This window comes from Streptomyces sp. NPDC001480, assembly GCF_042894725.1.
Taxonomy (GTDB): domain Bacteria; phylum Actinomycetota; class Actinomycetes; order Streptomycetales; family Streptomycetaceae; genus Streptomyces.
In genome coordinates this window covers 232,501-252,350 of record NZ_JBIAVX010000013.1, presented here as the reverse complement: position 1 = coordinate 252,350, position 19,850 = coordinate 232,501, and the positions used below count along the sequence as shown (strand labels likewise).

Annotated in this window: 19 protein-coding genes, 5 tRNA genes, 1 pseudogene and 1 riboswitch; of the genes and pseudogenes, 9 read left to right on the top strand and 16 right to left on the bottom strand. The window is 71.0% G+C overall.

The features are described from left to right. Positions 1-13: 13 nt before the first annotated feature. The 3 genes from ACFY01_RS31305 to ACFY01_RS31295 form a co-directional block, all read right to left on the bottom strand. Entirely contained in the window at positions 14-1,045 is a 1,032-nt protein-coding gene (locus ACFY01_RS31305) for a M23 family metallopeptidase (RefSeq protein ID WP_390739097.1), read from the bottom strand. A gap of 10 nt (positions 1,046-1,055) precedes the next feature. After that, a riboswitch (cyclic di-AMP (ydaO/yuaA leader) is annotated at positions 1,056-1,222 on the bottom strand. 228 nt (positions 1,223-1,450) lie between these two features. Further along, a tRNA-Met gene (locus tag ACFY01_RS31300) sits at positions 1,451-1,524 on the bottom strand. Positions 1,525-1,612: 88 nt separating this feature from the next. Further along, on the bottom strand, positions 1,613-2,743 hold the full coding sequence (locus ACFY01_RS31295; RefSeq protein WP_390739096.1) for a dihydrofolate reductase family protein: 1,131 nt from the start codon (positions 2,741-2,743) through the stop codon (positions 1,613-1,615). Positions 2,744-2,839: 96 nt separating this feature from the next. Here ACFY01_RS31295 and ACFY01_RS31290 point away from each other — a divergent pair, with 96 nt between their 5' ends. Both ACFY01_RS31290 and ribA read left to right on the top strand, forming a co-directional pair. Further along, positions 2,840-3,355 (top strand): MarR family winged helix-turn-helix transcriptional regulator, encoded by a 516-nt coding sequence (locus ACFY01_RS31290; RefSeq protein WP_390739095.1) that lies wholly within the window; start codon positions 2,840-2,842, stop codon positions 3,353-3,355. A gap of 103 nt (positions 3,356-3,458) precedes the next feature. After that, complete coding sequence (gene ribA / locus ACFY01_RS31285) at positions 3,459-4,100, top strand: GTP cyclohydrolase II (RefSeq protein WP_390739094.1); 642 nt, start codon at positions 3,459-3,461, stop codon at positions 4,098-4,100. A 16-nt stretch (positions 4,101-4,116) separates the two neighbouring features. Here the strand turns inward: ribA and ACFY01_RS31280 are convergent, their stop codons facing one another. Both ACFY01_RS31280 and ACFY01_RS31275 read right to left on the bottom strand, forming a co-directional pair. Continuing rightward, the gene (locus ACFY01_RS31280) at positions 4,117-5,541 is read right to left on the bottom strand and encodes a DHA2 family efflux MFS transporter permease subunit (RefSeq protein WP_390739093.1); all 1,425 of its coding nucleotides are present in this window, start codon (positions 5,539-5,541) and stop codon (positions 4,117-4,119) included. Between the two features lie 16 nt (positions 5,542-5,557). Then, a complete protein-coding gene (locus tag ACFY01_RS31275; protein ID WP_390739092.1) occupies positions 5,558-6,178 on the bottom strand; it encodes an NADPH-dependent FMN reductase in 621 nt (206 codons plus the stop codon). A gap of 126 nt (positions 6,179-6,304) precedes the next feature. Between ACFY01_RS31275 and ACFY01_RS31270 the strand changes: the two genes are divergently transcribed. Then, complete coding sequence (locus ACFY01_RS31270) at positions 6,305-7,012, top strand: TetR/AcrR family transcriptional regulator (protein WP_390739091.1); 708 nt, start codon at positions 6,305-6,307, stop codon at positions 7,010-7,012. 31 nt (positions 7,013-7,043) lie between these two features. Here the strand turns inward: ACFY01_RS31270 and ACFY01_RS31265 are convergent, their stop codons facing one another. The 10 genes and pseudogenes from ACFY01_RS31265 to ACFY01_RS31220 all read right to left on the bottom strand — a co-directional run bounded on the left by ACFY01_RS31265 (position 7,044) and on the right by ACFY01_RS31220 (position 16,032). Next, on the bottom strand, positions 7,044-7,769 hold the full coding sequence (locus tag ACFY01_RS31265) for a hypothetical protein (protein WP_390739090.1): 726 nt from the start codon (positions 7,767-7,769) through the stop codon (positions 7,044-7,046). A gap of 18 nt (positions 7,770-7,787) precedes the next feature. Then, entirely contained in the window at positions 7,788-8,471 is a 684-nt protein-coding gene (locus ACFY01_RS31260) for a LuxR C-terminal-related transcriptional regulator (RefSeq protein ID WP_390739089.1), read from the bottom strand. Continuing rightward, a pseudogene (locus ACFY01_RS31255) lies at positions 8,462-8,593 on the bottom strand (sensor histidine kinase); the annotation flags it as partial. The pseudogene ACFY01_RS31255 and the gene ACFY01_RS31260, both read right to left, overlap by 10 nt. A 40-nt stretch (positions 8,594-8,633) precedes the next feature. Beyond that, the gene (locus ACFY01_RS31250) at positions 8,634-9,098 is read right to left on the bottom strand and encodes a hypothetical protein (RefSeq protein ID WP_390739088.1); all 465 of its coding nucleotides are present in this window, start codon (positions 9,096-9,098) and stop codon (positions 8,634-8,636) included. 83 nt (positions 9,099-9,181) lie between these two features. Beyond that, entirely contained in the window at positions 9,182-10,294 is a 1,113-nt protein-coding gene (gene ccsB / locus ACFY01_RS31245; RefSeq protein ID WP_390739087.1) for a c-type cytochrome biogenesis protein CcsB, read from the bottom strand. Between the two features lie 603 nt (positions 10,295-10,897). After that, a tRNA-Lys gene (locus ACFY01_RS31240) sits at positions 10,898-10,970 on the bottom strand. Positions 10,971-11,068: 98 nt separating this feature from the next. Next, positions 11,069-12,604 (bottom strand): amino acid permease, encoded by a 1,536-nt coding sequence (locus ACFY01_RS31235; RefSeq protein ID WP_390739086.1) that lies wholly within the window; start codon positions 12,602-12,604, stop codon positions 11,069-11,071. 100 nt (positions 12,605-12,704) lie between these two features. Then, complete coding sequence (locus tag ACFY01_RS31230; protein WP_390739085.1) at positions 12,705-14,825, bottom strand: DEAD/DEAH box helicase; 2,121 nt, start codon at positions 14,823-14,825, stop codon at positions 12,705-12,707. Positions 14,826-15,044: 219 nt separating this feature from the next. Next, positions 15,045-15,569: a hypothetical protein gene (locus tag ACFY01_RS31225; protein ID WP_390739084.1), complete on the bottom strand. Its 525-nt coding sequence runs from the start codon at positions 15,567-15,569 to the stop codon at positions 15,045-15,047. Positions 15,570-15,681: 112 nt separating this feature from the next. Further along, positions 15,682-16,032, bottom strand: coding sequence for a metallopeptidase family protein (locus tag ACFY01_RS31220; RefSeq protein ID WP_361799312.1), 351 nt, complete (start codon positions 16,030-16,032; stop codon positions 15,682-15,684). A gap of 83 nt (positions 16,033-16,115) precedes the next feature. Between ACFY01_RS31220 and ACFY01_RS31215 the strand changes: the two genes are divergently transcribed. From ACFY01_RS31215 to ACFY01_RS31200, 4 genes are all read left to right on the top strand, one after another. Further along, positions 16,116-17,708, top strand: coding sequence for a metallophosphoesterase (locus ACFY01_RS31215; protein ID WP_390739083.1), 1,593 nt, complete (start codon positions 16,116-16,118; stop codon positions 17,706-17,708). Between the two features lie 81 nt (positions 17,709-17,789). After that, positions 17,790-17,862: transfer RNA gene (locus ACFY01_RS31210), tRNA-Glu, on the top strand. A gap of 37 nt (positions 17,863-17,899) precedes the next feature. Further along, positions 17,900-17,974 (top strand) — tRNA-Asp (locus ACFY01_RS31205). 29 nt (positions 17,975-18,003) lie between these two features. Next, a tRNA-Phe gene (locus ACFY01_RS31200) sits at positions 18,004-18,077 on the top strand. 60 nt (positions 18,078-18,137) lie between these two features. On the opposite strand, the gene ACFY01_RS31195 is transcribed toward ACFY01_RS31200, so the two are convergent. Then, positions 18,138-19,073, bottom strand: a complete 936-nt coding sequence (locus ACFY01_RS31195) for a CorA family divalent cation transporter (RefSeq protein WP_390739082.1) — start codon at positions 19,071-19,073, stop codon at positions 18,138-18,140. Between the two features lie 142 nt (positions 19,074-19,215). Here ACFY01_RS31195 and ACFY01_RS31190 point away from each other — a divergent pair, with 142 nt between their 5' ends. Both ACFY01_RS31190 and ACFY01_RS31185 read left to right on the top strand, forming a co-directional pair. After that, positions 19,216-19,404 (top strand): DivIVA domain-containing protein, encoded by a 189-nt coding sequence (locus ACFY01_RS31190; protein ID WP_390739081.1) that lies wholly within the window; start codon positions 19,216-19,218, stop codon positions 19,402-19,404. A 106-nt stretch (positions 19,405-19,510) separates the two neighbouring features. Further along, positions 19,511-19,831 carry a hypothetical protein gene (locus tag ACFY01_RS31185; protein ID WP_390739080.1) on the top strand — a complete coding sequence of 107 codons (321 nt, stop codon included), beginning with the start codon at positions 19,511-19,513 and terminating at the stop codon, positions 19,829-19,831. The last annotated feature ends 19 nt before the right edge of the window (positions 19,832-19,850 follow it).

Here is a 19,850-nt window from a genome sequence, read left to right as displayed (position 1 = left end):
ACTGAGGGACGCGTCAGGGGTTGAGGCCCTTGCTGTGCAGCCACGCCATCGGGTCGATGCCGGTGGCCTGGCCGCCGGGGTGGACCTCGAGGTGCACGTGCGGGCCGGTGACGTTGCCGGTGGCGCCGACGCGGCCGATGACCTCACCGGTGCCGACCTTCTGGCCGACCTTCACGTTGATCGAGGACTGGTGGCAGAACCACAGCTCGGTGCCGTCGTCGAGGGTGAGGATGGTGCGGTAGCCGTAGGCGCCGGCCCAGCCCGCCTCGGTGATCGTGCCGCTGTGGATGGCCTTGATGAGCGTGCCGGTCGGCGCCGCGAAGTCGAGGCCGGTGTGGTAGCCGGAGGACCACATGGCGCCGGGCTGGCCGAAGGTGCCGGTGATCGTGTACGAGGAGGTCGGCAGCGTGTACTGCTTGGCCAGCTTGGCGAGACGGTCGGCCTCGGCCTGCTTCTTGGCGACGGCCTCCGCCTTGTCCTTGGCGGCGGCGGCCTGGGCGGCGGCTTCCTTCTCCGCCTTGGCGGCCGCGGCGGTGGACTGCTTCTCGGCGGCGGCCACGGCGGCGGCGGTCGCCTTGCCGTCGACCTGGTTCTTCTGCTGCTCGGCCTGCGCCATGATCCGGTTGCGCAGGGCCTCGCCGGCGTCGGCGCTGTCCTGGTCGCTGGCGGCGGTTGCCACGCCGACGTGGGACAGGCTTGCCGTGGTGGCCTTGGCGCCGTCGGTGTCGTCGCCCAGCAGGGAGCCGACGGAGGGCAGGTCGGGCATGGAGATGTGGACCGGCGGCTTGCCGGTGTTGGCGCTGGCCATGCCGCCCGCGCCGACGGCGGCTATCACGCCGACGCCCAGGACGGTGGAGCTGCGGGCGAGCCCGCCGCCGCGCTGCTTGCTGACGCGGTGCCGGCCGCGTACCGGGGCGAGGGACTCCTCGGTGGGGTTCCACTCCTCCCAGGGGCCCTCGTCGGTGCGGTACTCGCCGTAGCCGAAGGTCTCGGTGCGCTGGCTCGGCACGAACGGGGCTGTGGGGGCAGGCGGGTTGGACGCCACGCGGGCGTGCTCCTTCCTTCCGTAACGCCTACCGGGTTAGCTGACGGGTTCGGAGCGGGAAGGTCTCCTACGCGCGTATACCGGTCGTGAACCCAAGCGGTTCACGGCGGTGTCGGCGTGATTCACCCCAAGGTGGTGGTTCCCCGGTTCCCTCGCGGGATTCGGCATGTGCGCACGGAGCCGTCTCGGGTGACGGCTGGGACGACCGCGCTGCGTTATCGAACGTTAATAGAGCTACCGGTCAGTTTCCAAGCGGTTCGGCTTGATCATTACGGTTTTCACAGGAGAACTTTCAGGCCATGACCGGCGAAAAACGGGCGAGTTGAGCCCGGCGCGGGGTGGCGGAGGCCGGGAAAGCACTCAGGGCCGGAATCCGTGTACTGGATTCCGGCCCTGAGCCTTCAGTAGCGGGGACAGGATTTGAACCTGCGACCTCTGGGTTATGAGCCCAGCGAGCTACCGAGCTGCTCCACCCCGCGTCGTTGTGTCACCAGTGTACGTCATCCGCGGGACCGCTCGCACACACCTTTTCGAGCAGGGCTTTTTCCGGAGTCCCCGGGGTTCGGGTCAGCCCGGCAGGTGCCGGTTCGGCGCCTTCGCCGCCTCCTCGTACTCCGGCAGGACGACCACGTCCACACCCCCGGCCGCCAGCAGCCCGCTCCCGTCGGCTCCGGTGACGAACGTGTCCGGCTCGCGCCAGGCCGTGACCACCCGCCGTACCCCCGCGTCGAGGATCAGCCGGGCACAGGGCGCCGGCCGGGAGGCCCGCCGGGCGCACGGCTCCAGGCTGCTGTACACCGTGGCGCCGGCCAGCCGGGGGTCGTCGGGCCGGATCTTGGCCAGCGCCGCCTCCTCCGCGTGGACCACGGGATCGTCCCCCTCGCGTGAGTGGCCGCGCGCGAGTTCCGTACCGTCGGCGGCCACCACCACCGCCCCGACGCTGAACGCCGTCTCCGAGGGCGGGCACAGCGCGGCCAGTTCACAGGCGGTCCGCAGCCAGTGGCGGTCGGCCGCGACGGCCGCCGGTCCGGTGCCGGGCGCGGTGGGCTCGTAGCGCATCAGGACGACGTCCTCGATGCGGCGCGTCTCCAGCAGTCTGAGGCGCCCGTCCTGGTAGCCCCCGGGCCCGAACAGGCGGGGTGCACGGGGGTCGCCGACGAGGAGGGGGGCCAGGACGAGCTGCAGCTCGTCGGCCAGGCCCTGCCGCAGCAGCTGGGTGTGGATGGTGCCGCCGCCCTCGACCATCAGGCGGCGCACTCCGCGCACTGCGTACAGATGTTCTAGAAGAGCGGGCCAGTCGAGATCCGGGCCCAGTGGGACGACGTCGGCCGCGATGCCCAGGGCGCGGGCCTGCTCGGCACCCTTGCCGGTCGTGTAGAGGACCTTCTCGCCGCCGGTGTGCCAGAAGTTCGCGTCCGGGTCCAGGTCGCCGGTGCCGCTGACGGTGACCTTGAGCGGGTACTCCGCCCGTCCCGCGGCGAGCCGGGCCGCCCGCCGCTCGTGCGAGTTGACCAGGAGCCTGGGGTTGTCGGCGCGGATGGTGCCGGCGCCGACCAGGATCGCGTCGACGGACGCCCGCACCTCGTCGACCCGGTCGAAGTCGGCCGGGCTGGAGAGCAGCAGCCGGTCGGGGCCGGTGTCGTCGAGGTACCCGTCGAGGGAGACGGCGGCGGACAGCAGGACGTACGGACGGGGCATCGACGCGCTCTCTTCGGGAGGCGGGCAACGGCGGACCCGGTGGACCGGCCAGACCCGGATCTTGGTTCAAGTTTGAAACAAACCTACACTGGTGGCATGACGACCCGCTGGCTCACCCCCGAGGAGCAGCGCGCCTGGCGCGCCTACATCGCCGGCAGCCTCCTCCTGGAGGACGCCATCGACCGGCAGCTCCAGCAGGACACCGGCATGCCGCACCTCTACTACTCCATCCTGGCCAACCTCTCCGAGGCGCCGGAACACAGTCTGCGCATGACCGACCTCGCGGAGAAGTCGAAGATCACCCGGAGCCGGCTGACCTACGCCGTGACCCGGCTGGAGAAGGACGGCCTGGTGCGGCGCGAAGGGTGCCCGTCCGACAAGCGGGGCAGCATCGCCGCGCTGACCGGCGAGGGGATGGCCGTCCTGGAACGTGCGGCGCCGTGTCACGTGGCGACCGTACGCGCCTCCCTCTTCGACCGCCTCAGCCCCGAGCAGGTGCGGCAGCTGGAGGAGATCTTCAGCTCGGTCGCCGACGCGCTCCAGGGCGAGGACGCGGGGTGCGCGCCGGACGACGTGCCGTGGCGGCGCCGGTCGCCGAAGTCCTGTTCGTGACACTCACCCGAGGTCCGCAATTCCGTTGCTTCAAATTTAAAGCATGGGGTAGGGTCCTGGCATCTGCTTCAAATCTGAAGCTCCTTGGACCCCGGAGACCCGCATGCCCGACACCCCCGCCGCCACCCCGCGCGCCCGCGTCCGGGTACCGCTGCGCTTCCACGACGGCTACAGCCTCGACGCCGAACTGGTCACCTTCCACGGCCTCACCGACGGCCAGGAGCACGTGGCCGTCGTCCTCGGCCGCCCCGCCCCCGGCACCGTCCCGCTGGTCCGCCTGCACTCCGAGTGCCTGACCGGGGACGTGTTCGGCTCGGCCCGCTGCGACTGCGGCCCCCAGTTGCGCGAGGCGGTCGAGCGCATCGCCGACCGCGGCGGCGTCCTGCTCTACCTCCGCCAGGAGGGCCGCGGCATCGGCCTCTACAACAAGCTCGACGCGTACGCCCTCCAGGACCAGGGCCTGGACACCTACGAGGCCAACGCCGCCCTCGGCCTGCCGGAGGACGCCCGCGACTACACGTCGGCCGGCCAGATGCTCCGCGCCCTCGGCATCGACGAACTGGACCTGCTCTCCAACAACCCCGACAAGGCCGACCAGCTGCGCGGCCTGGGCCTGGCCGTCCGCGACCGGGTGCCCACGGGGGTCTTCACCACCGCCCACAACGTGCGTTACCTGCGGGCGAAGGTGCTCCAGACCCAGCACACGCTGCCCCTCGCGCAGCTGACGGAGCTCAGCGTGGGCTGAACCGGTGCCCCGAAGGTCATTCCCCGCCCGCTGACCGCCGACCCGGAAGCAGTGCCGCGGGCAGCAGGGCCAGGGCCAGCAGCCCCGCCGCGACGGCGTACGCGATCCGGAACCCAGCCGGGTCCGCGCCCGCCGCGCCCAGCACCACCGACAGCAGCGCGGTGCCCACCGAGGCCCACACCTGCGAGTTGATGCTCAGCGCGGTGCCGGCGGCGGCCACCCGGTCGCCGGGCAGCCCGCGGGTCGCGGTCGTCATCGTCGGCATAAGCACCATGCCGGAGCCGACGCCCATCACCGCCAGCGAGCAGACCACTCGCCAGGGCGCCACGCCGTCCTCCCCGGCCTGCAGCGCCCCCAGCGCCATCCCGGACGCGCCCACCACGATCCCCGCGCAGATCAGGCGCCGCGGCGACACCCGGTCGACTTGCCGCGCGGCGATCTGCATCGCCGTACCGACGGCGAGCCCGACCGGGGCGGCCAGCAGCCCGGCGGCCGTCGCGGTCATGCCGCGCTCCTGCTGCCAGTACAGCGGCCCGAGCAGCAACGAACCGAAGTAGCCGCAGCCGAACAGGGCGAGCGTGGCGGTCCCGGCGGCGAACGTACGGTCCCGCAGCAGCCGCAGGTCGAGCAGCGGGGCGCGCGCGGTGAGCGCACGTCGTACGAAGGCGGCGACGAGCCCGGCACCGGCGAGCGCGGGCGCGAACGCGCCGGGCGCGGCAAACTCGCCCCCCTCTCCGCCCCGGGCCAGCCCGAACAGCAGCAGCGCGAGCCCCGGGGAGAGGGTCAGCAGGCCCGGGACGTCCAGTCCGGGCGGTGTGGCCGCCCTCCCGGGCCGGTCCCGCGGCAGCAGTTTCCCGGCGAGGACCAGGGCCAGCGCGCCGACGGGCAGGTTCACCAGGAAGATCCAGTGCCAGGAGGCCACGTCGACGAGCCGGCCCCCGAGGACCGGCCCGGCCGCCGGGCCGACCAGGATCGGCAGCCCGAGCAGTCCCATGGCCCGGCCCAGCCGGGCACGGTCCGCGACCCGCATCACCATCGCCATCCCGACCGGCATGAGCAGCCCGCCGCCGAGCCCCTGCACCGCGCGGAAGGCGATGAGGCTGCCGGCGTCCCAGGCACAGGCGGCGAGCAGCGAGCCGAGGGTGAACAGGGCGAGGGCGGTCACATAGGTGTGCTTGGCGCCGATCCGGCCCATCGCCCACGCCGAGGTGGGGATGACGGCGGCGAGCGCCAGCGTGTACGCGGTGGCGGTCCACTGGATGGTCTCCAGCGGCGCGCCGAAGGACTCCGAGAGGCCGCGCATCGCGACGTTGACGACCGTCATGTCGAGCACCGACATGACGGAGCCGGTGATCACGACGGTGACGGTGCGGCGGAGCGCGGCGGCGGACGCGGCATCCCGCGCCCCGGCCCGCGCCCCGGCGGTCCCGGTCGCACTCATGTTCCCCGGCCTCCGGTCAGGCCGCGTACGGCCGTTCGGCGCGGGCCGTCCGCAACGCCCGCCCCCACCAGGCCAGTTGCCCGAGCATTCCCTTGGCGGCACCGGCGCAGACGGCCGCGTCGCGCGGGGTGCCGTCCTCCCCGAGGCCGGACCACGGCCCGTGCAGGCTGACGGAGTCGCGCACCGTGACGGCGTGCAGTTCGGCGAAGACCAGCCGGAGCTGCTCGACGGCGCGCAGCCCGCCGCCGAGACCGCCGTACGACACGAAGCCGACCGGCTTGGCCTGCCACTGGCCGTGGTGCCAGTCGATGAGGTTCTTCAGGGCCGCCGGGAAGCTGTGGTTGTACTCGGGGGTGATCACGACGAACGCGTCGGCGGCGTCCAGCCGCGGCGAGACGTCCTTCAGCGCGGCGACCGCCTCGGGGTCCGGCGTGCCGCCCCAGCCGGGCATGACCAGCGGCAGGGGGACGTCCGCGAGGTCGACGACGTCGAGTTCCAGTCCGTCGTCCCCGGCGGCCGTGCCGAGGAACCACTCGGTGACGGCGCTCGCCTGGCGGCCCTCGCGGACGCTGCCGACGATGACGGCGACGCGCAGCGGGGCGGTGTCGGTGTGGCCGGTGCTGGCGGTTGCAGACATGGGTGTCCCCTCGTATCCCTTTTGGGGTGAGCCGCCCTCCGCGGCTCCCTCAGGTAAGCTACAACGCACGTTGTTAAAATTACAACGTGCGTTGTAGATTCGGACGGCGAGGCTGGGAGACGACTGGTGGCCGACAGCAACGAGGACCGGATGGCACAGGCACGGCGCGAGATGTCACCGCGCAAGCTGGAGAAGCAGATCGCCATCGCGCGCGCGTCCTGCACCGTCTTCGGCCGCGATGGCTACACCCGGGCCGCGGTGGACGCGCTCGCCGCCGAGGCCGGCATCTCCACGCGCACGCTCTACAACCACTTCCCGGGCGGCAAGGCCCAGCTCTTCCGTACGGTCGTCGCCTGGACCTCCACCGACGTGCGCGACGCCCAACTCGCCCGCCTGCACGCGGTGCTGGCCCCCGGGCGCCCGCCACGCCCCGAGGACCTGGAGCGCGACCTCGTCGCCCTGGCCCGCGCGTTCGTGGACCTCATGACCGACTACCCGAACCACTTCGCGCTGGTCCGCCACATCCACGCCGAGGCCGACCACGTCCCGCCCGAGGTCCTCCAGGCATGGCAGGACGCCGGACCACGCCCGGTCGGGCAGGCCATGGCCGAGGCGATGACCGGCCTCGCCGACGCGGGCCTGCTCGACGTGCACGGCGACGCGGGCCTGGCGGGCGCCCACTTCTCGGCCCTGACCGCGCACGCGATCGTGCAGCTGTCCCACTACGGGGTCCGGCCGCTGCCCAAGGAGGAGACGGACCGCCTGATCACAGGGGGCGTCGCGGCCTTCCTCCGCGCCTACCGGGCCACCGGGCCGACCGCTCCCACCGGCTGAACCACAGCTGCCCGGCCACTTCGGGCCGCCGCTACCGAACCTGCGCGAGCTCTTCCTGCGCCGAGCCGCCCGGGTCCGCCTGGGCGAGCGGCGTACTCGGCTCCGGCACCTGGGGGACCCCCGGTGCGACGGCCGAGGGGCAGCCGGCCCACCCCGGCGGCTTCACGAGCCCCGCCACGGGGCGGCCCGGCACGGGGGGCGCGTCGACGAAGCCGACCACCGGCGGATACCCACGGCACAACGCGCCGTGCGCCCCCTCGCGCTCCCCGGGGCGGCACGGTCGTCCTCCTCGGTGATCGTGCGCGCCGTGCGAGAGGACGACGACGGGCAGTCGTCGGCCCGTTCGCAGCACCGGTGCGCCCTCGTGGCCGGCCGTGAGCGGCGCCATCGCGATATCGGCCGGAAAGCCAGCCGACGCGAGGAGTGCCCGCGCCACGGCGGGGGACGTCCAGCGGGCCAGTGGATACCGCTCGACGCCCCGGGCGGGGTACCAGACGGCGGCCTTCAACTCGCGGTGATGCCCGGGGCCGGCCACGGGATCGGGACGTGAGGTGTCGACGAGGTGCAGGGGCACCGTCCCCACCGGATACGGTCCGGTGGGCGCGGGAAGGGTGAGCCGCACCGGGCCCGCGCCGGCCGGAGCCGCCCACGCCGGGCGTGCGACGCCCATCGGCACGGCGGTCCCGGCCGCGAGCGCGGCTTTGAGCATGCGCCGGCGCGGCATCCCTTCTCGGTTCGTGAAGGGCGTGGTTGTCACGGATCCTCCCTGGGCGTCTCAGTGGCTCGGTGGCGTACGGCCGTCGCGCGGCGCGGACATGAGGTGGGCGAGTACGGCCAACACCCGGCGGTTGTCGTCGTCAGAAGGGGCGAGCTCCAGCTTGGTGAAGATGCTCGTGCTGTGCTTGGACACGGCCTTCTCGCTGATGAAGAGCCGGTTCGCGATGGCGCTGTTGGAGCGTCCCTCGGCCATGAGCTCCAGCACCTGGCGCTCCCGCTCGGTGAGCCTGGAAATCGGTTCGCGTTCGCCGCGGCTGCGGCGGCCGAGCAGTTTGGTGACCACTTCGGGGTCCATGACCGTGCCGCCCGCGGCGACCGTACGGATCGCGTCGACGAACTCGTCGTCGCTGAACACCCGGTCCTTGAGCAGGTAGCCGACCCCTCCGGCCTGGTCGGCGAGCAGCTCCTGGGCGTAGATCTGCTCGACGTACTGCGAGAGCAGCAGGATCGGCAGCCCGGGTATCCGCTCCCGGGCGGCGAGTGCCGCCCGGAGACCGTCGTCGGTGTGGGTGGGCGGCAGCCTGATGTCCACGATCGCGAGGTCCGGCCGGAACTCCAGCAGTGCGCCGAGCAGGCCCGGCGCGCTGTCGGTGGCCGCCACGATCTCGAACCCACGCGCCTTGAGGAGCCGGACCAGCCCCTCCCGGAGCAGGAAGAGATCCTCCGCTACGACTACGCGCACGGCAGCTCCATGACCACGATCGTCGGCCCCCCGGGCGGGCTGCTGACCGCAAGGACACCGTCGAAGGCCGCCAGCCGCCGCTCCACCCCGGCCAGTCCGGTGCCCAGGGCGGGATCCGCGCCTGTCGATGGATATGCCGGAGAGAACCATGTCTCCGTCGGCCTAGTCGAAGTCGACGCCGTCGAATCGAACGTGCCCGCGTGGGTTGACGAGCGGCACCGGGGCCGTGGGCTCGGGGACGTCGACGGGAAGGTCCAGGTACTCGAAGACACGGTCGAACAACGCGAGTGAGCTCTGCTTCGCGATTCCCGTCTGGAGCAGTGACACCACGGGGCCGAAGAGTCGCTGCTGGAGGGTGGTGAAGGCGACGAGAGTGCCTATGGAGATACGCGGTTCCCCATGGCTGCCGAAGGCTCCTGCCGTCCAGTAGATGACCACCGGCATCGCAGCCATGATCACCGAGATCACCGACTGCCGCCAGCGGCCTGCCATCGAGGAACGCACGGTCAAGTCGGTGAGGGCTCGGGAGTGGCCTGCGAACTCGTTGGTGAAGGTCGCCGTGCGTCCCATCGTGGGCCCGAGGAGGAAGCCGCTCACGGAGAGCGACTCCTCGATCAGCGCGGGCATGACCGCTAGCAGTTCCTGGCGCTTCTGGGTGAGTTCTCGGCGCTCGGCTCCGACGTTGCGGCTGATCCACGCGAAGAGGGGTCTCAGCCCACGCCTGCGTAGGAGTGCTTGCCGGTCACGAAGATGTTCACGCCGTAGAAATTGAAGAGGACGCAGGCGAAGCCCGCCAGGGCGAGGTACGCCGCCTTGCGGCCCTTCCAGCCGGCAGTGGACCGGGCGTGCAGGTAGCAGGCGTAGGCGACCCAGGTGATGAAGGACCAGGTCTCCTTGGGATCCCAGTTCCAGTAGCGCCCCCAGGCCTGTTCGGCCCAGATGGAGCCCGCGATGACGGCGAACGTCCACAGCGGGAAGACCAGGGCGTTGAGGCGGTAGGAGAGCCTGTCGAGGTTGGCGGCGGCGGGCAGCCGTTCCAGGATGCCGTCGAGACGGCTTCCCCGACCTTCGCCTGCAGCAAGACGGCGTTCTCGGGAATCCTGCGCCAGATAGGACACGGTGACCGCGAAGCCGGCGCAGAAGACACCCGCACAGATGGTCATGGCGGAGACGTGGATGCCCAGCCAGTACGAGTGAAGAGCCGGAACCAGCTGCTCGGAGGCGGTGTACAGAACCGTGACGGCCAGGCCGAGGATCAGCAGCGCCGCGATGAGGATCGGCAGGCCGAGCCAGCGCACGTTCTTCCCGGCAGCCAGCAGGGCCAGGTGGGCCCCCACTACGGTCAGCGCGAAGACACAGGAGAACTCGTACATGTTCCCCCAGGGCAACCGCATCACCGACAGCCCTCGGGTGAGCACGCCCCCGGCGTTCAGGAGGAAGCCGAGGGTGGTCAGCGAGACCGCGATCCGCCCCAGCAGGTCGGCCTGCATGTCCGTCCCCGCGACCCCGGGGCCGTCCGCCGGCACATTGTCGCGGCCACCACGGCCGCCGTTGGTAACGACGACCGGCGCTGAGCGGATGAGCGTGGACACGGCACCATCGGGGCCCCCTGCGCGCTGCCCCTGCGGCGACGCTGTCTTGGATCCCGCCCCAGCGGGCGAGGCGTGTGCAGCAGAGATACGAGCAACCGTGCCCCGGCTACCGAAGGTCCACTCAGCGCAATAGGCGAACATCGCCAGCAGGTACACGGCAATCGCCGAGTAGACGAGGTAGTTCGAGATGTTGGCCAAGTTGATGTTGACCGTCGCGGCAGCGAGGCCCACCGTCTACTCCTTCCAGGTCAGGGGAGCGGGAAACGACTCGGCGACCCCTTCGATGGCACGGCATGAATCACCAAACCGGCAGGCACACCGCCGCGCGCCGTCACATGTGCCACCAGGAAACCCGCTACGCGGAAAGGAAGCTGGGATCACACTGTGAGTGTTGCACGCGGCATCAACGGCCTTGACACCAGGTGCTGTTGCGGTGACCCCCGTGTCGAATCCGCCAACGGCGCCGGGCGCTCCACCATCACAAGCGTGATGGTGGAGTGCCGCAGCGTTTCCTTCACGGTGTGGATGTCGCCGCCTCCGTGCGTGAGCGTTGCGGCGACGTGGCGTAGATCCCGGGGACCTCGGACACGTACACGAGCCTGCTCCCTGAGCTGGACCGCGAAATCGCCGAGAAGGCAGCGAAGCCGACCCCCAGGTCGCGTCAGGCAACTGCTGATGCGTCCGCCCAAGCGGCACCCGATCCGCAGGCCACGAGCGCATCCGCTCACGCATCGCTCACGCAGTGGCTCGAAAACGAAGCAGCGCCCGAGCCAGCCGAAGCCGACCCAGGCGCTGCGTAGCAGGTCAGAGGCCATATCCCCCGACCACCAGCGGTAGGCCCTGTGGGACTCGAACCCACAACCAATGGATTAAAAGTCCACTGCTCTGCCAATTGAGCTAAGGGCCCAGGCGATGTTGCCTCCCCGAGCATAGCCGGACGAGGCCGTGTCTCCGATCGGGTATCGGCGACGCGGCCGCGTCGGGCGGTGGAACACGCCGGAACCGTCAGGGATCTACCGGTTCGGGCGCCCCGGCGCGGGAGGCCTCGCGGGCCAGGTTGCGTTCGTGGTCGGCGTTCAGGAACCAGTGGCGGGCGGAGGCCAGCCACCAGGCCACGGCGAAGCCGAGGACGACCAGGACGGCGACCGGGGCGTAGTTGAAGCTCTCCCAGGTGACCGGGGAGACCTGGGGGAGCATGAAGAGGACCGTGATCACGCCGACCCACACCACCGAGACGATCCCGACCGGCTGCGACCAGCGGCCCAGGTGCCAGGGGCCCCGAGCGAAGGCGGCGCCCTTGCGGACCCGCAGCAGGGTCGGGACGACGTACGCGATGTAGAGGCCGATCACCGCGATCGAGGTGACGGCCGCGTACGCCGTGTTGTTGATCAGGTAGGGCAGGCCGAGGACCAGGGCGCCGGTCGTGGCCAGCCAGACCGCCGCCACGGGAGTGCGGGTGCGCGGGCTCACGGTGTGCCACAGGTGCGAGAAGGGCAGCGCGCCGTCGCGGGAGAAGGCGTAGATCATGCGGCTGTTGGCCGTCACCGACGCCATGCCGCAGAACAGCTGGGCGCCGATCACCACGAGCAGCAACAGCTTGCCGGAGGTCGCGCCCAGCGCGTCGAGGAGGATCTGGGCGGGGGGCGCGCCGGTCGAGGACTTCAGCTCCTTGCCGTACGACTGGATCGCGAAGGTGAAGCCGAGCAGGAGGACGAAGCCCGCGATCCAGGACGTCCAGATGGATCTGACGATGCCCTTCGGGCCGGCCGTCGCCGCGTCGTGTGTCTCCTCCGTCATGTGGGCCGAGGCGTCGTAGCCCGTGAAGGTGTACTGGGCCATCAGAAGTCCCAGGAGCACCACGTACGGGCCGCTGCCCCAGCCGGTGTTGTTCACGAACTTCGTGAACACGAAGGAAGCCGACTGGTGGTGGTCCGGTACGAAGGTCAGCGCGCCGACGATGACGGCCACCCCGAGGACGTGCCACCACACACTGACGTTGTTGAGGAAGGCGACGATCCGGACGCCGAAGGTGTTCAGCAGGCCGTGCAGCAGCAGGATCCCGGCGAAGAGCAGGACCGTCCGGCCCGGGGTGACCTCGAAGTCGAACTGGAGGTTCAGATAGGCGCCCAGGAAGGACGCCGCGCCGAAGTCGATACCCGCCGTCACCGCCACCTGGCCCAGCACGTTGAACCAGCCGGTGAACCAGGCCCAGGCGGCGGCCGAACGCGGCGGCGCCAGCCGGTGCGCCCAGAAGTACAGGCCCGCCGACGTCGGGTACGCCGAGCAGATTTCGGCCATCGACAGGCCGACGAACAACGTCATCAGTCCGACCGCCACCCAGCCCCAGGTGATCACCGCGGGGCCGCCGGTGTTCATCCCGAAGAGGTAGAGGGTCAGACAGCCGGACAGGACCGAGATGATCGTGAAAGAGACGGCGTAGTTGGAGAACGCCGACATACGGCGGGCGAGGACCTGGGTGTAGCCGAGCTGGGCAAGCCGTTCCTCGTCCGACAGCCCACTCGCTATCGCGTCATCTGTCATGCCCCCAGCGATTCCCTCACCGGGGGCGTGACATGCGTCACGGGTGACTGAAAAGGGCCCGTACGACGGAGTCGTACGGGCCCTCGCAGGTCACTGGGCGTCAGCCGTTGCGCTTCCAGCGCGGCTTGTCGTCGCGGCGGCCGAAGGAGCCGCCGGTGCCGCGGTGGTCGTCACGACGGCCGTAGGGGCGCTCGTGGCCGCCGGAGCGGAAGCCCGGGCGGTCGCCCTGGCGGTCGCGGTTGAACGGGCGGTCGCCGGCGCGGTGGCCGCCACGCTCGTCGCGACGGGCCGGACGGTCGTCCCGGCGGAACCCGCCCCGGTCGTTGTCACGACGCTCGAAGCCACGGTCGTTGTCACGACGCTCGAAGGAACGCCCGCCGCGGTCGTCACGGCGGAAACCGCCACGGTCACCGTCGCGACGGTCGTCACGGCGGAAGCCGCCCCGGTCGTTGTCACGGCGCTCGAAGCCACGGTCGTTGTCACGGCGCTCGAAGGAACGCCCGCCGCGGTCGTCCCGGCGGTCGTCACGGCGGAAACCGCCACGGTCACCGTCGCGACGGTCGTCACGGCGGAAGCCACCCCGGTCGTTGTCACGGCGCTCGAAGGAACGCCCGCCGCGGTCACGGTCGAAGGAACGGCCGCCGCGGTCGTCCCGGCGCTCACGACGCTCGTACGACGACGAAGCCGCCGGACGCTCCTCGCGCTCGGCCCGGTCGACGTCCGGCGCGGCCGGCTGCTCCGGGACCGAGGCCTCGACGACGGCCTGCGCCTCGGCCTGTGCCTCGGCGACCGCCGCCTCCGGGTCCTCGCCGCGCTCGCGGGCGACCCTGGCGACCAGCCGGTCGGCCTCCTCGCGGAGCTCGGCGGCGCGGCGCTGGGCGCGCTCCAGCTGCTTGGTGAGCTGGGTGACCTCGCGCTCGGCCTGCTGGGCGGCGTTGCCCGCGGACTCGGCCTGGACCTCGGTCATGGAGCGGGCGCCGGTGATCTCGGCGACCTCCGGGTCGAAGGCGGCACCGCCCTGGATGATGTGACGCCCCGCGTCGACGCCGGCGTCCTCCATGAGGCGGAAGATCTGGCGCCGCTGGTGCGGCAGGGAGAGGGAGACGACCGTACCGGTGCGGCCCGCGCGGGCGGTGCGGCCGGCCCGGTGCAGGTAGTCCTTGTGGTCGCCGGCCGGGTCGACGTTCAGGACCAGGTCGATGCCGTCGACGTGGATGCCGCGGGCGGCGACGTCGGTGGCGACCAGGACGTTGACGTAGCCGTCCTTGAAGTCGGCCAGCGTGCGGGTACGGGCGCCCTGGGTCATGCCGCCGTGCAGCGCGTCCGCCTTCACGCCCGCGTCGCGCAGCTGCTCGGCGACGCGGTCGGCGCCGAGCTGGGTGCGGACGAAGATGATGGTGCGGCCCTTGCGGGAGGCGATCGCGGCCGTGACCGGCGCCTTGTCCTTGGGCTTCACGATCAGGATGTGGTGGGACATCGTCGTGACCGCGCCCTGGGCGGCGTCGACCTCGTGCGAGACCGGGTCGTTGAGGTACCGGTCGACGAGGGTCTTGATCTCGTTCTCCATGGTCGCGGAGAACAGCATGCGCTGGCCGCCCGCCGGGACCTGGTCGAGGAGTTCGGTGACCTCGGGCAGGAAGCCCAGGTCGGACATCTGGTCGGCTTCGTCGAGGACCGCGATCTGCACGTCCTCGAGGGAGCAGGCGCCGCGGTTGATGATGTCGCGGAGGCGGCCCGGGGTGGCGACCAGGATGTCGACGCCCCTCTCCAGGGCGTAGATCTGGTTGCCCATGGACGTACCGCCGCAGACGACCTTCATCTTCAGGCCGAGGACGTCACCGTACGGCTGGAGCGCGTCGGCGACCTGCATGGCGAGCTCACGGGTGGGCGTGAGGATGACGGCGCGCGGCTTGTGCTTCTCGGTGCGGCCGCCGGCCAGCGTGGCCAGGGTCGGCAGACCGAAGGAGAGCGTCTTGCCGGAGCCGGTGCGGCCACGGCCGAGGATGTCCTTGCCGGCCAGGGCGTCCGGGATGGTCGCGGCCTGGATCGGGAAGGGGACGGTCACGCCGTTCTGCGCGAGCTTGCGCACGACGCCCTCGGGGAGACCGAGGTCCGCGAAGGTGACCTCGGGCGTGCTGGTCTCGTCGGCGGTCTGGAACTCGGCGTTGTCGGCCTCGATGTTCTCGGGCACCACGACGTGATCAGTACTGGAAATGGACATGCGAATGCGAAACCTTCCGGAGTCTCGTCGGCACGCGCCCGTCAACTCCGTGAGTCGCATGATGACCGCCTCTATGCGGTCCGCCACGGCAAGGGAGAGTACGCGCCACACGGCGCGCTCTGTGGTGGCGCCGGGCAAATGGGATCAAACGATCTACCACCATACGCACCCTCCACCCCCGAAGGCAAACCGAGTCCGGTAGACGTACGTCACACGCCCTTACACCGGTGATCCGGCCACCGGCGCCGGCTCCCGCTGGGCCAGCTGCGGCCCCGTCTCCTCGTGCGCCGACGAGGACGGCTCGGCGGTCGGCGGCTCGCTGGACGCGGGGGGCGGCGGCGGAGGTGGGGGCGGTGGCGTGGGCGTCGGCTCTGCCGTTCGCGAGGGGGTGGGCTGGGCCTGGGTCGGCGCCGGGTCGCCCGGCTTCTCGGTCCTGCCCGGCCCGCTCGGCGCGGACGCGGGGGCGCTGCCCTTCGCCGACGGCGCGGCCGAGGCGGAGGCCGACTTCTTCCCCTGCTTGCGCTTCCCGCCGTGCCCGTGCTTTCCGTCGGCCACCTCGCCGCCGTATCCCCCGCCGCGCCCCGACACCACCGTCAGACCGTCGGGCGCGTCGCCGTCCCGCCGCCCCGCCGAGTGCGACGCTCGGGCCGGGCCCGCGTCGTCACCCACGTTCACACAGCCGGAAGCGGCGGCGAGGACCATCGCGGTGGCGGCCAGACGGACGGGTACGGGAAAGGGGCGCACGGCGGCCACCTCCGATGGAGGAGTGAAGGAGTCAACCTGCCCAACTCCCGCCGCCCACAAGAGGACACGCGACCCGCCGGAAAGGGCCCGGTGACGACTCCGCCCGGACGGCTCAGCCGTAGCCGAGCGTGTGCAGCCGCTCGTCGTCGATCCCGAAGTGGTGTGCGATCTCGTGCACCACGGTCACCTCGGTCTCCGCGACGACGTCCTCCCGCGTCTCGCACATCCTGAGCGTCGGCCCCCGGTAGACGGTGATCCGGTCCGGCAGCACGCCCGCGTACCACTCGCCGCGATCGGTCAGCGGGGTCCCTTCGTACAGCCCGAGCAGCTCGGGATCGTCGGTGGGCGGTTCGTCCTCGACGAACACCGCGACGTTGTCCATCAGCCGCGTCAACTCCGGCGGGATCCGGTCGAGCGCCTCGGCGACCAGTTCCTCGAACTCCTCGCGCGTCATCTCCAGCACAGGGCCATTGTCCGGTACGGCGCCACCGTACGAGAGTCGCGGACCGCCGCATATCCATCCCCGGACCCGGGCATACGGCACCAATGGCCCGCGTCCCCGTCGCAGCCCTGGACCACATGCTGAACCGGACCAAGAACCGCATTCGCAAGCCCCACCCGCGCAAGGGCACCGGCGCCCTCCCCGCGCTCGAACTCTCCGCCCGGCCGAACCCCTGGGTCCGCGCCCTCGGGCTGACGGGCGTCGTACTGGTCGGCGCCTGGCTGGGGCTGCTGATCGTGGGCGACGTACGGGCCCCGGTCGGCCCGATGAACACGACCATGACGCTGCGCCCGTCCCTGACCGGCGGCACCAAGATCAACGTCGCTCCGCTCGGCGCGCTCTCGCTCGACAGCCACATCGCGCCGGTCCGCCTCGACGTCAGCGTCGACCAGCTCGACCCGGTCCGCTCCCAGGCCCTGGTCGACCACCCCGAACGCATCGCCGGGCTCCAGGACGAGATCGCCCGGGACGTCGAGCACGGCACCGTCGACCTGGCCGTACGCTCCTGCGTCGCCGTGGTCGCCGGCGCGACGGCGCTCGGCCTCGCGGTCTACCGCCGCCCGCGCCGCGCCCTGGCGGCCGGCGGGCTCGCGTTCACCCTCCTCGCGGCGTCCGGCGCGACGGCGTACGCCACCTGGAACCCCGAGTCGGTCCTGGAGCCGCGCTTCTCCGGCCTGCTGTCCTCCGCGCCCTCGCTGGTCGGCAACGCGCGCAGCATCGTGACGGAGTTCGACGTCTACCAGAAGGAGCTGGCCCGCCTGGTGACGAACGTGACCAAGCTGTACGACGTCACCTCCACGCTGCCGACCTACCAGCCGGACCCCAGCACCATCCGGGTGCTGCACGTGTCGGACATCCACCTCAACCCGGCGAGCTGGAAGATCATCGGCTCGCTGGTGCAGGAGTACAAGGTGAACGTGATCGTGGACACTGGCGACACCATGGATCACGGCTCGGCGGCCGAGAACGGCTTCCTGGACCCGATCGCCGACCTGGGCGTGCCGTACGTGTGGGTGCGGGGCAACCACGACTCGCGGGTCACACAGAAGTACCTGGGGCGGATGAAGAACGTGCGCGTACTCGACGACGGCAAGGCGGAGTCGGTGGCCGGCCTGCGCTTCGCGGGCATGGGCGATCCGCAGTTCACCCCCGACCGCTCGGGCCACCTCAGCGACGACCAGGAGCGGCTGGCGGGCGACCGGCTGGCCTCCGCCCTGCGCGACCAGCGGACGGCGGGGACCCCGGTGGACGTCGCCCTGATCCACGAGCCCTCCGCCGCGCGGGAGACGGACGGCGAGGTGCCGCTGGTGCTGGCCGGGCACGTCCACCACGAGGGCGACGAGGTCATGAAGCGCGGTACGCGGCTGCGTATCGAAGGCTCCACGGGCGGCAGCGGGCTGCGCGCCGTCGAGCACAAGTACCCGGCGCCGATCGAGGCGTCGATCCTCTACTTCGACCGTGACACCCGTCGCCTCCAGGCCTGGGACGCGATCAAACTGGGCGGCCTGGGCCTGACGACGGCCGAGGTCAGCCGCCACCTCCCGGAGGACAACCAGCCGGGCGCGCACCCGAGCCCGACGAATCCGACACCCTCGTCACCGGCCTCGCCGTCCACCTCCTCGTCCGTGTCGCCGTAAACCGTTTTGGCGATACCCCTCGGCATCCCATATGCTTCTCACGTCCCCGACGCGCTGATGAAGCGCCCAGGCGGGCCGATAGCCCTCATCGTCTAGCGGCCTAGGACGCCGCCCTTTCAAGGCGGTAGCACGGGTTCGAATCCCGTTGGGGGCACGCAAGACCGTGTGCGACACTGTCGTACGCAACGCTTGGTCCTGTGGAGCAGTTTGGAGTGCTCGCCACCCTGTCAAGGTGGAGGCCGCGGGTTCAAATCCCGTCAGGACCGCTGGGGTTTTGTTTCACGTGAAACCCCGTGGCTGGGTAGCTCAGTTGGTACGAGCGATCGCCTGAAAAGCGATAGGTCGCCGGTTCGACCCCGGCCCCAGCCACAACCGCCCTACCAGGGCAAACAGCCCCGCTGGAGATCATCCAGCGGGGCTGTTCTCATGTCATGGCTCCTCGGGGTCGTCGTCGCGCAGCCTGCGCCAGAGGCGGGTGCGGTGCAGTACATAGAGGGCTACGCACAGGACGGCCACCTGCAACCCCACGGCGAGCAGCCAGAAGACGATCTTGCTCTCCAACTCGTCGGTCATGTAGGTGAAGTTCATTCCGAAGAATCCGGTGAGGAACGACAACGGCAGGAAGATCACCGACACGATGGCCAGCCGGTTGATCACACCGTTCTGCTCGCCGGACACGAGGGTGGAGTAACTGACGAAGGCCCGGCGACCGGCCTCCTGGAGTGACTCGATGTCCTTGAGCACCAGCCTCGCACTGTGCTGGAAGGCGCGCGCCAGCCGCTGCCGCTCCTCCGGGAATCGGGGGTTCATCATCCTGCGCGTGAAGGCCTCGTCCGTCACCTCCAGGTAAGGGAGGAGCGTGTGGTGCAGGAGGGCCGAGCGGCGTCGTAGCAGTGTCAGCCGGTAGACCTGCTGGGGGTTCCGCCGCTGGAACATGTCGTCCTCCAGCTCCTCCACCTCCAGCAGGGCCCGCACGGCCGACCGGCGGAACGTCTCCAGGGCCTCCTGGAGGAGCAGGAAGAGCGTGGCAACGGTGTCCGGGGGCCGCTCGCTCGGCAGCCGGGCCGTCACACCGCGCATCAGGGCGATCGGACCCCGGTGAGCCGTGACCAGGTACCGCTCGGTGACGAAGGCATGGACGTGAGTGACCTGGTCCTCCTCGACCACGGGCACGACGAAGCCGGCGCTGTCCCCGAGGAACTCGGCGCGTGCGGCTTCGCCCTCCGTGCCGAACCACGCCAGGTCCACGGCCTCCAGACCGAGCAGGCGGGCGACCGGTGTCTCGTCGGGCTGGGCCGGCTCGGACAGTTCGAGGTCGACGAACAGGAAACGGGATGCCGCGAGTCGCTCACGGGCCTCGGACACGTGTGTTTGAGTGACGGTCCCTTCCGGCATCGACATCACCGATACGATCATCGTCCCTCACCGTGGGTACAGGTTGCGGCACTCTCCAGCCTGCGCAAGTGAGGGGGCCCACGCATACGGACGGACTCGTTCGGGGGACGGTTTGCAGGGATTCGACATCGCACGGCGTGGTTACGACCGGGACCAGGTCGACGCCTACCTGGCGCTGCTGACGGCCGGCGCGGGCCCCGACGCGCCGCCGCCCGCCTTCGACATCGTCCGCCGGGGGTACGACCGGGCGCAGGTCGACGCACGGGTGGCGGAACTGCGGGACCGGGGGCCTGACGTCTGACCGTACGGCCGCTTGGCCGCCGCTTGCCCGCTTGCCCGCTTGGCAGCGGGCCCGACCGGCGCTACGTTCTGGCCGATCGACCGTGACTTGTGGGGGGCGAGGGACGATGAGCCGGGACGGGGCGAAAGCCATCGGGGACGTCGAGCTTGAGAAGGACCGGGCGCGGTACGGGCTGCTCGCGGTGGTCGTGAGCAACCTCGCGATCGCCGGGGTCGCGATCTTCGGGGTGTGGCGGCTCGACGGGGACAAGGCGGTGATCGTCGGCGTACTGACGTCCGCGTTCACCGCGGTGAGCAGCATGACCACGGCCTACCTCGGGATCAAGGCCATTTCCAACACGGCGAGATCGATCGCCCTGGGCGACGGCCCCCGCCGCGAGCCTCCGGCGGCGACGCCGCCCCAGATCCAGCCCCAGCGAGCCGAATAGAAAGCCACCCGGGGCTACC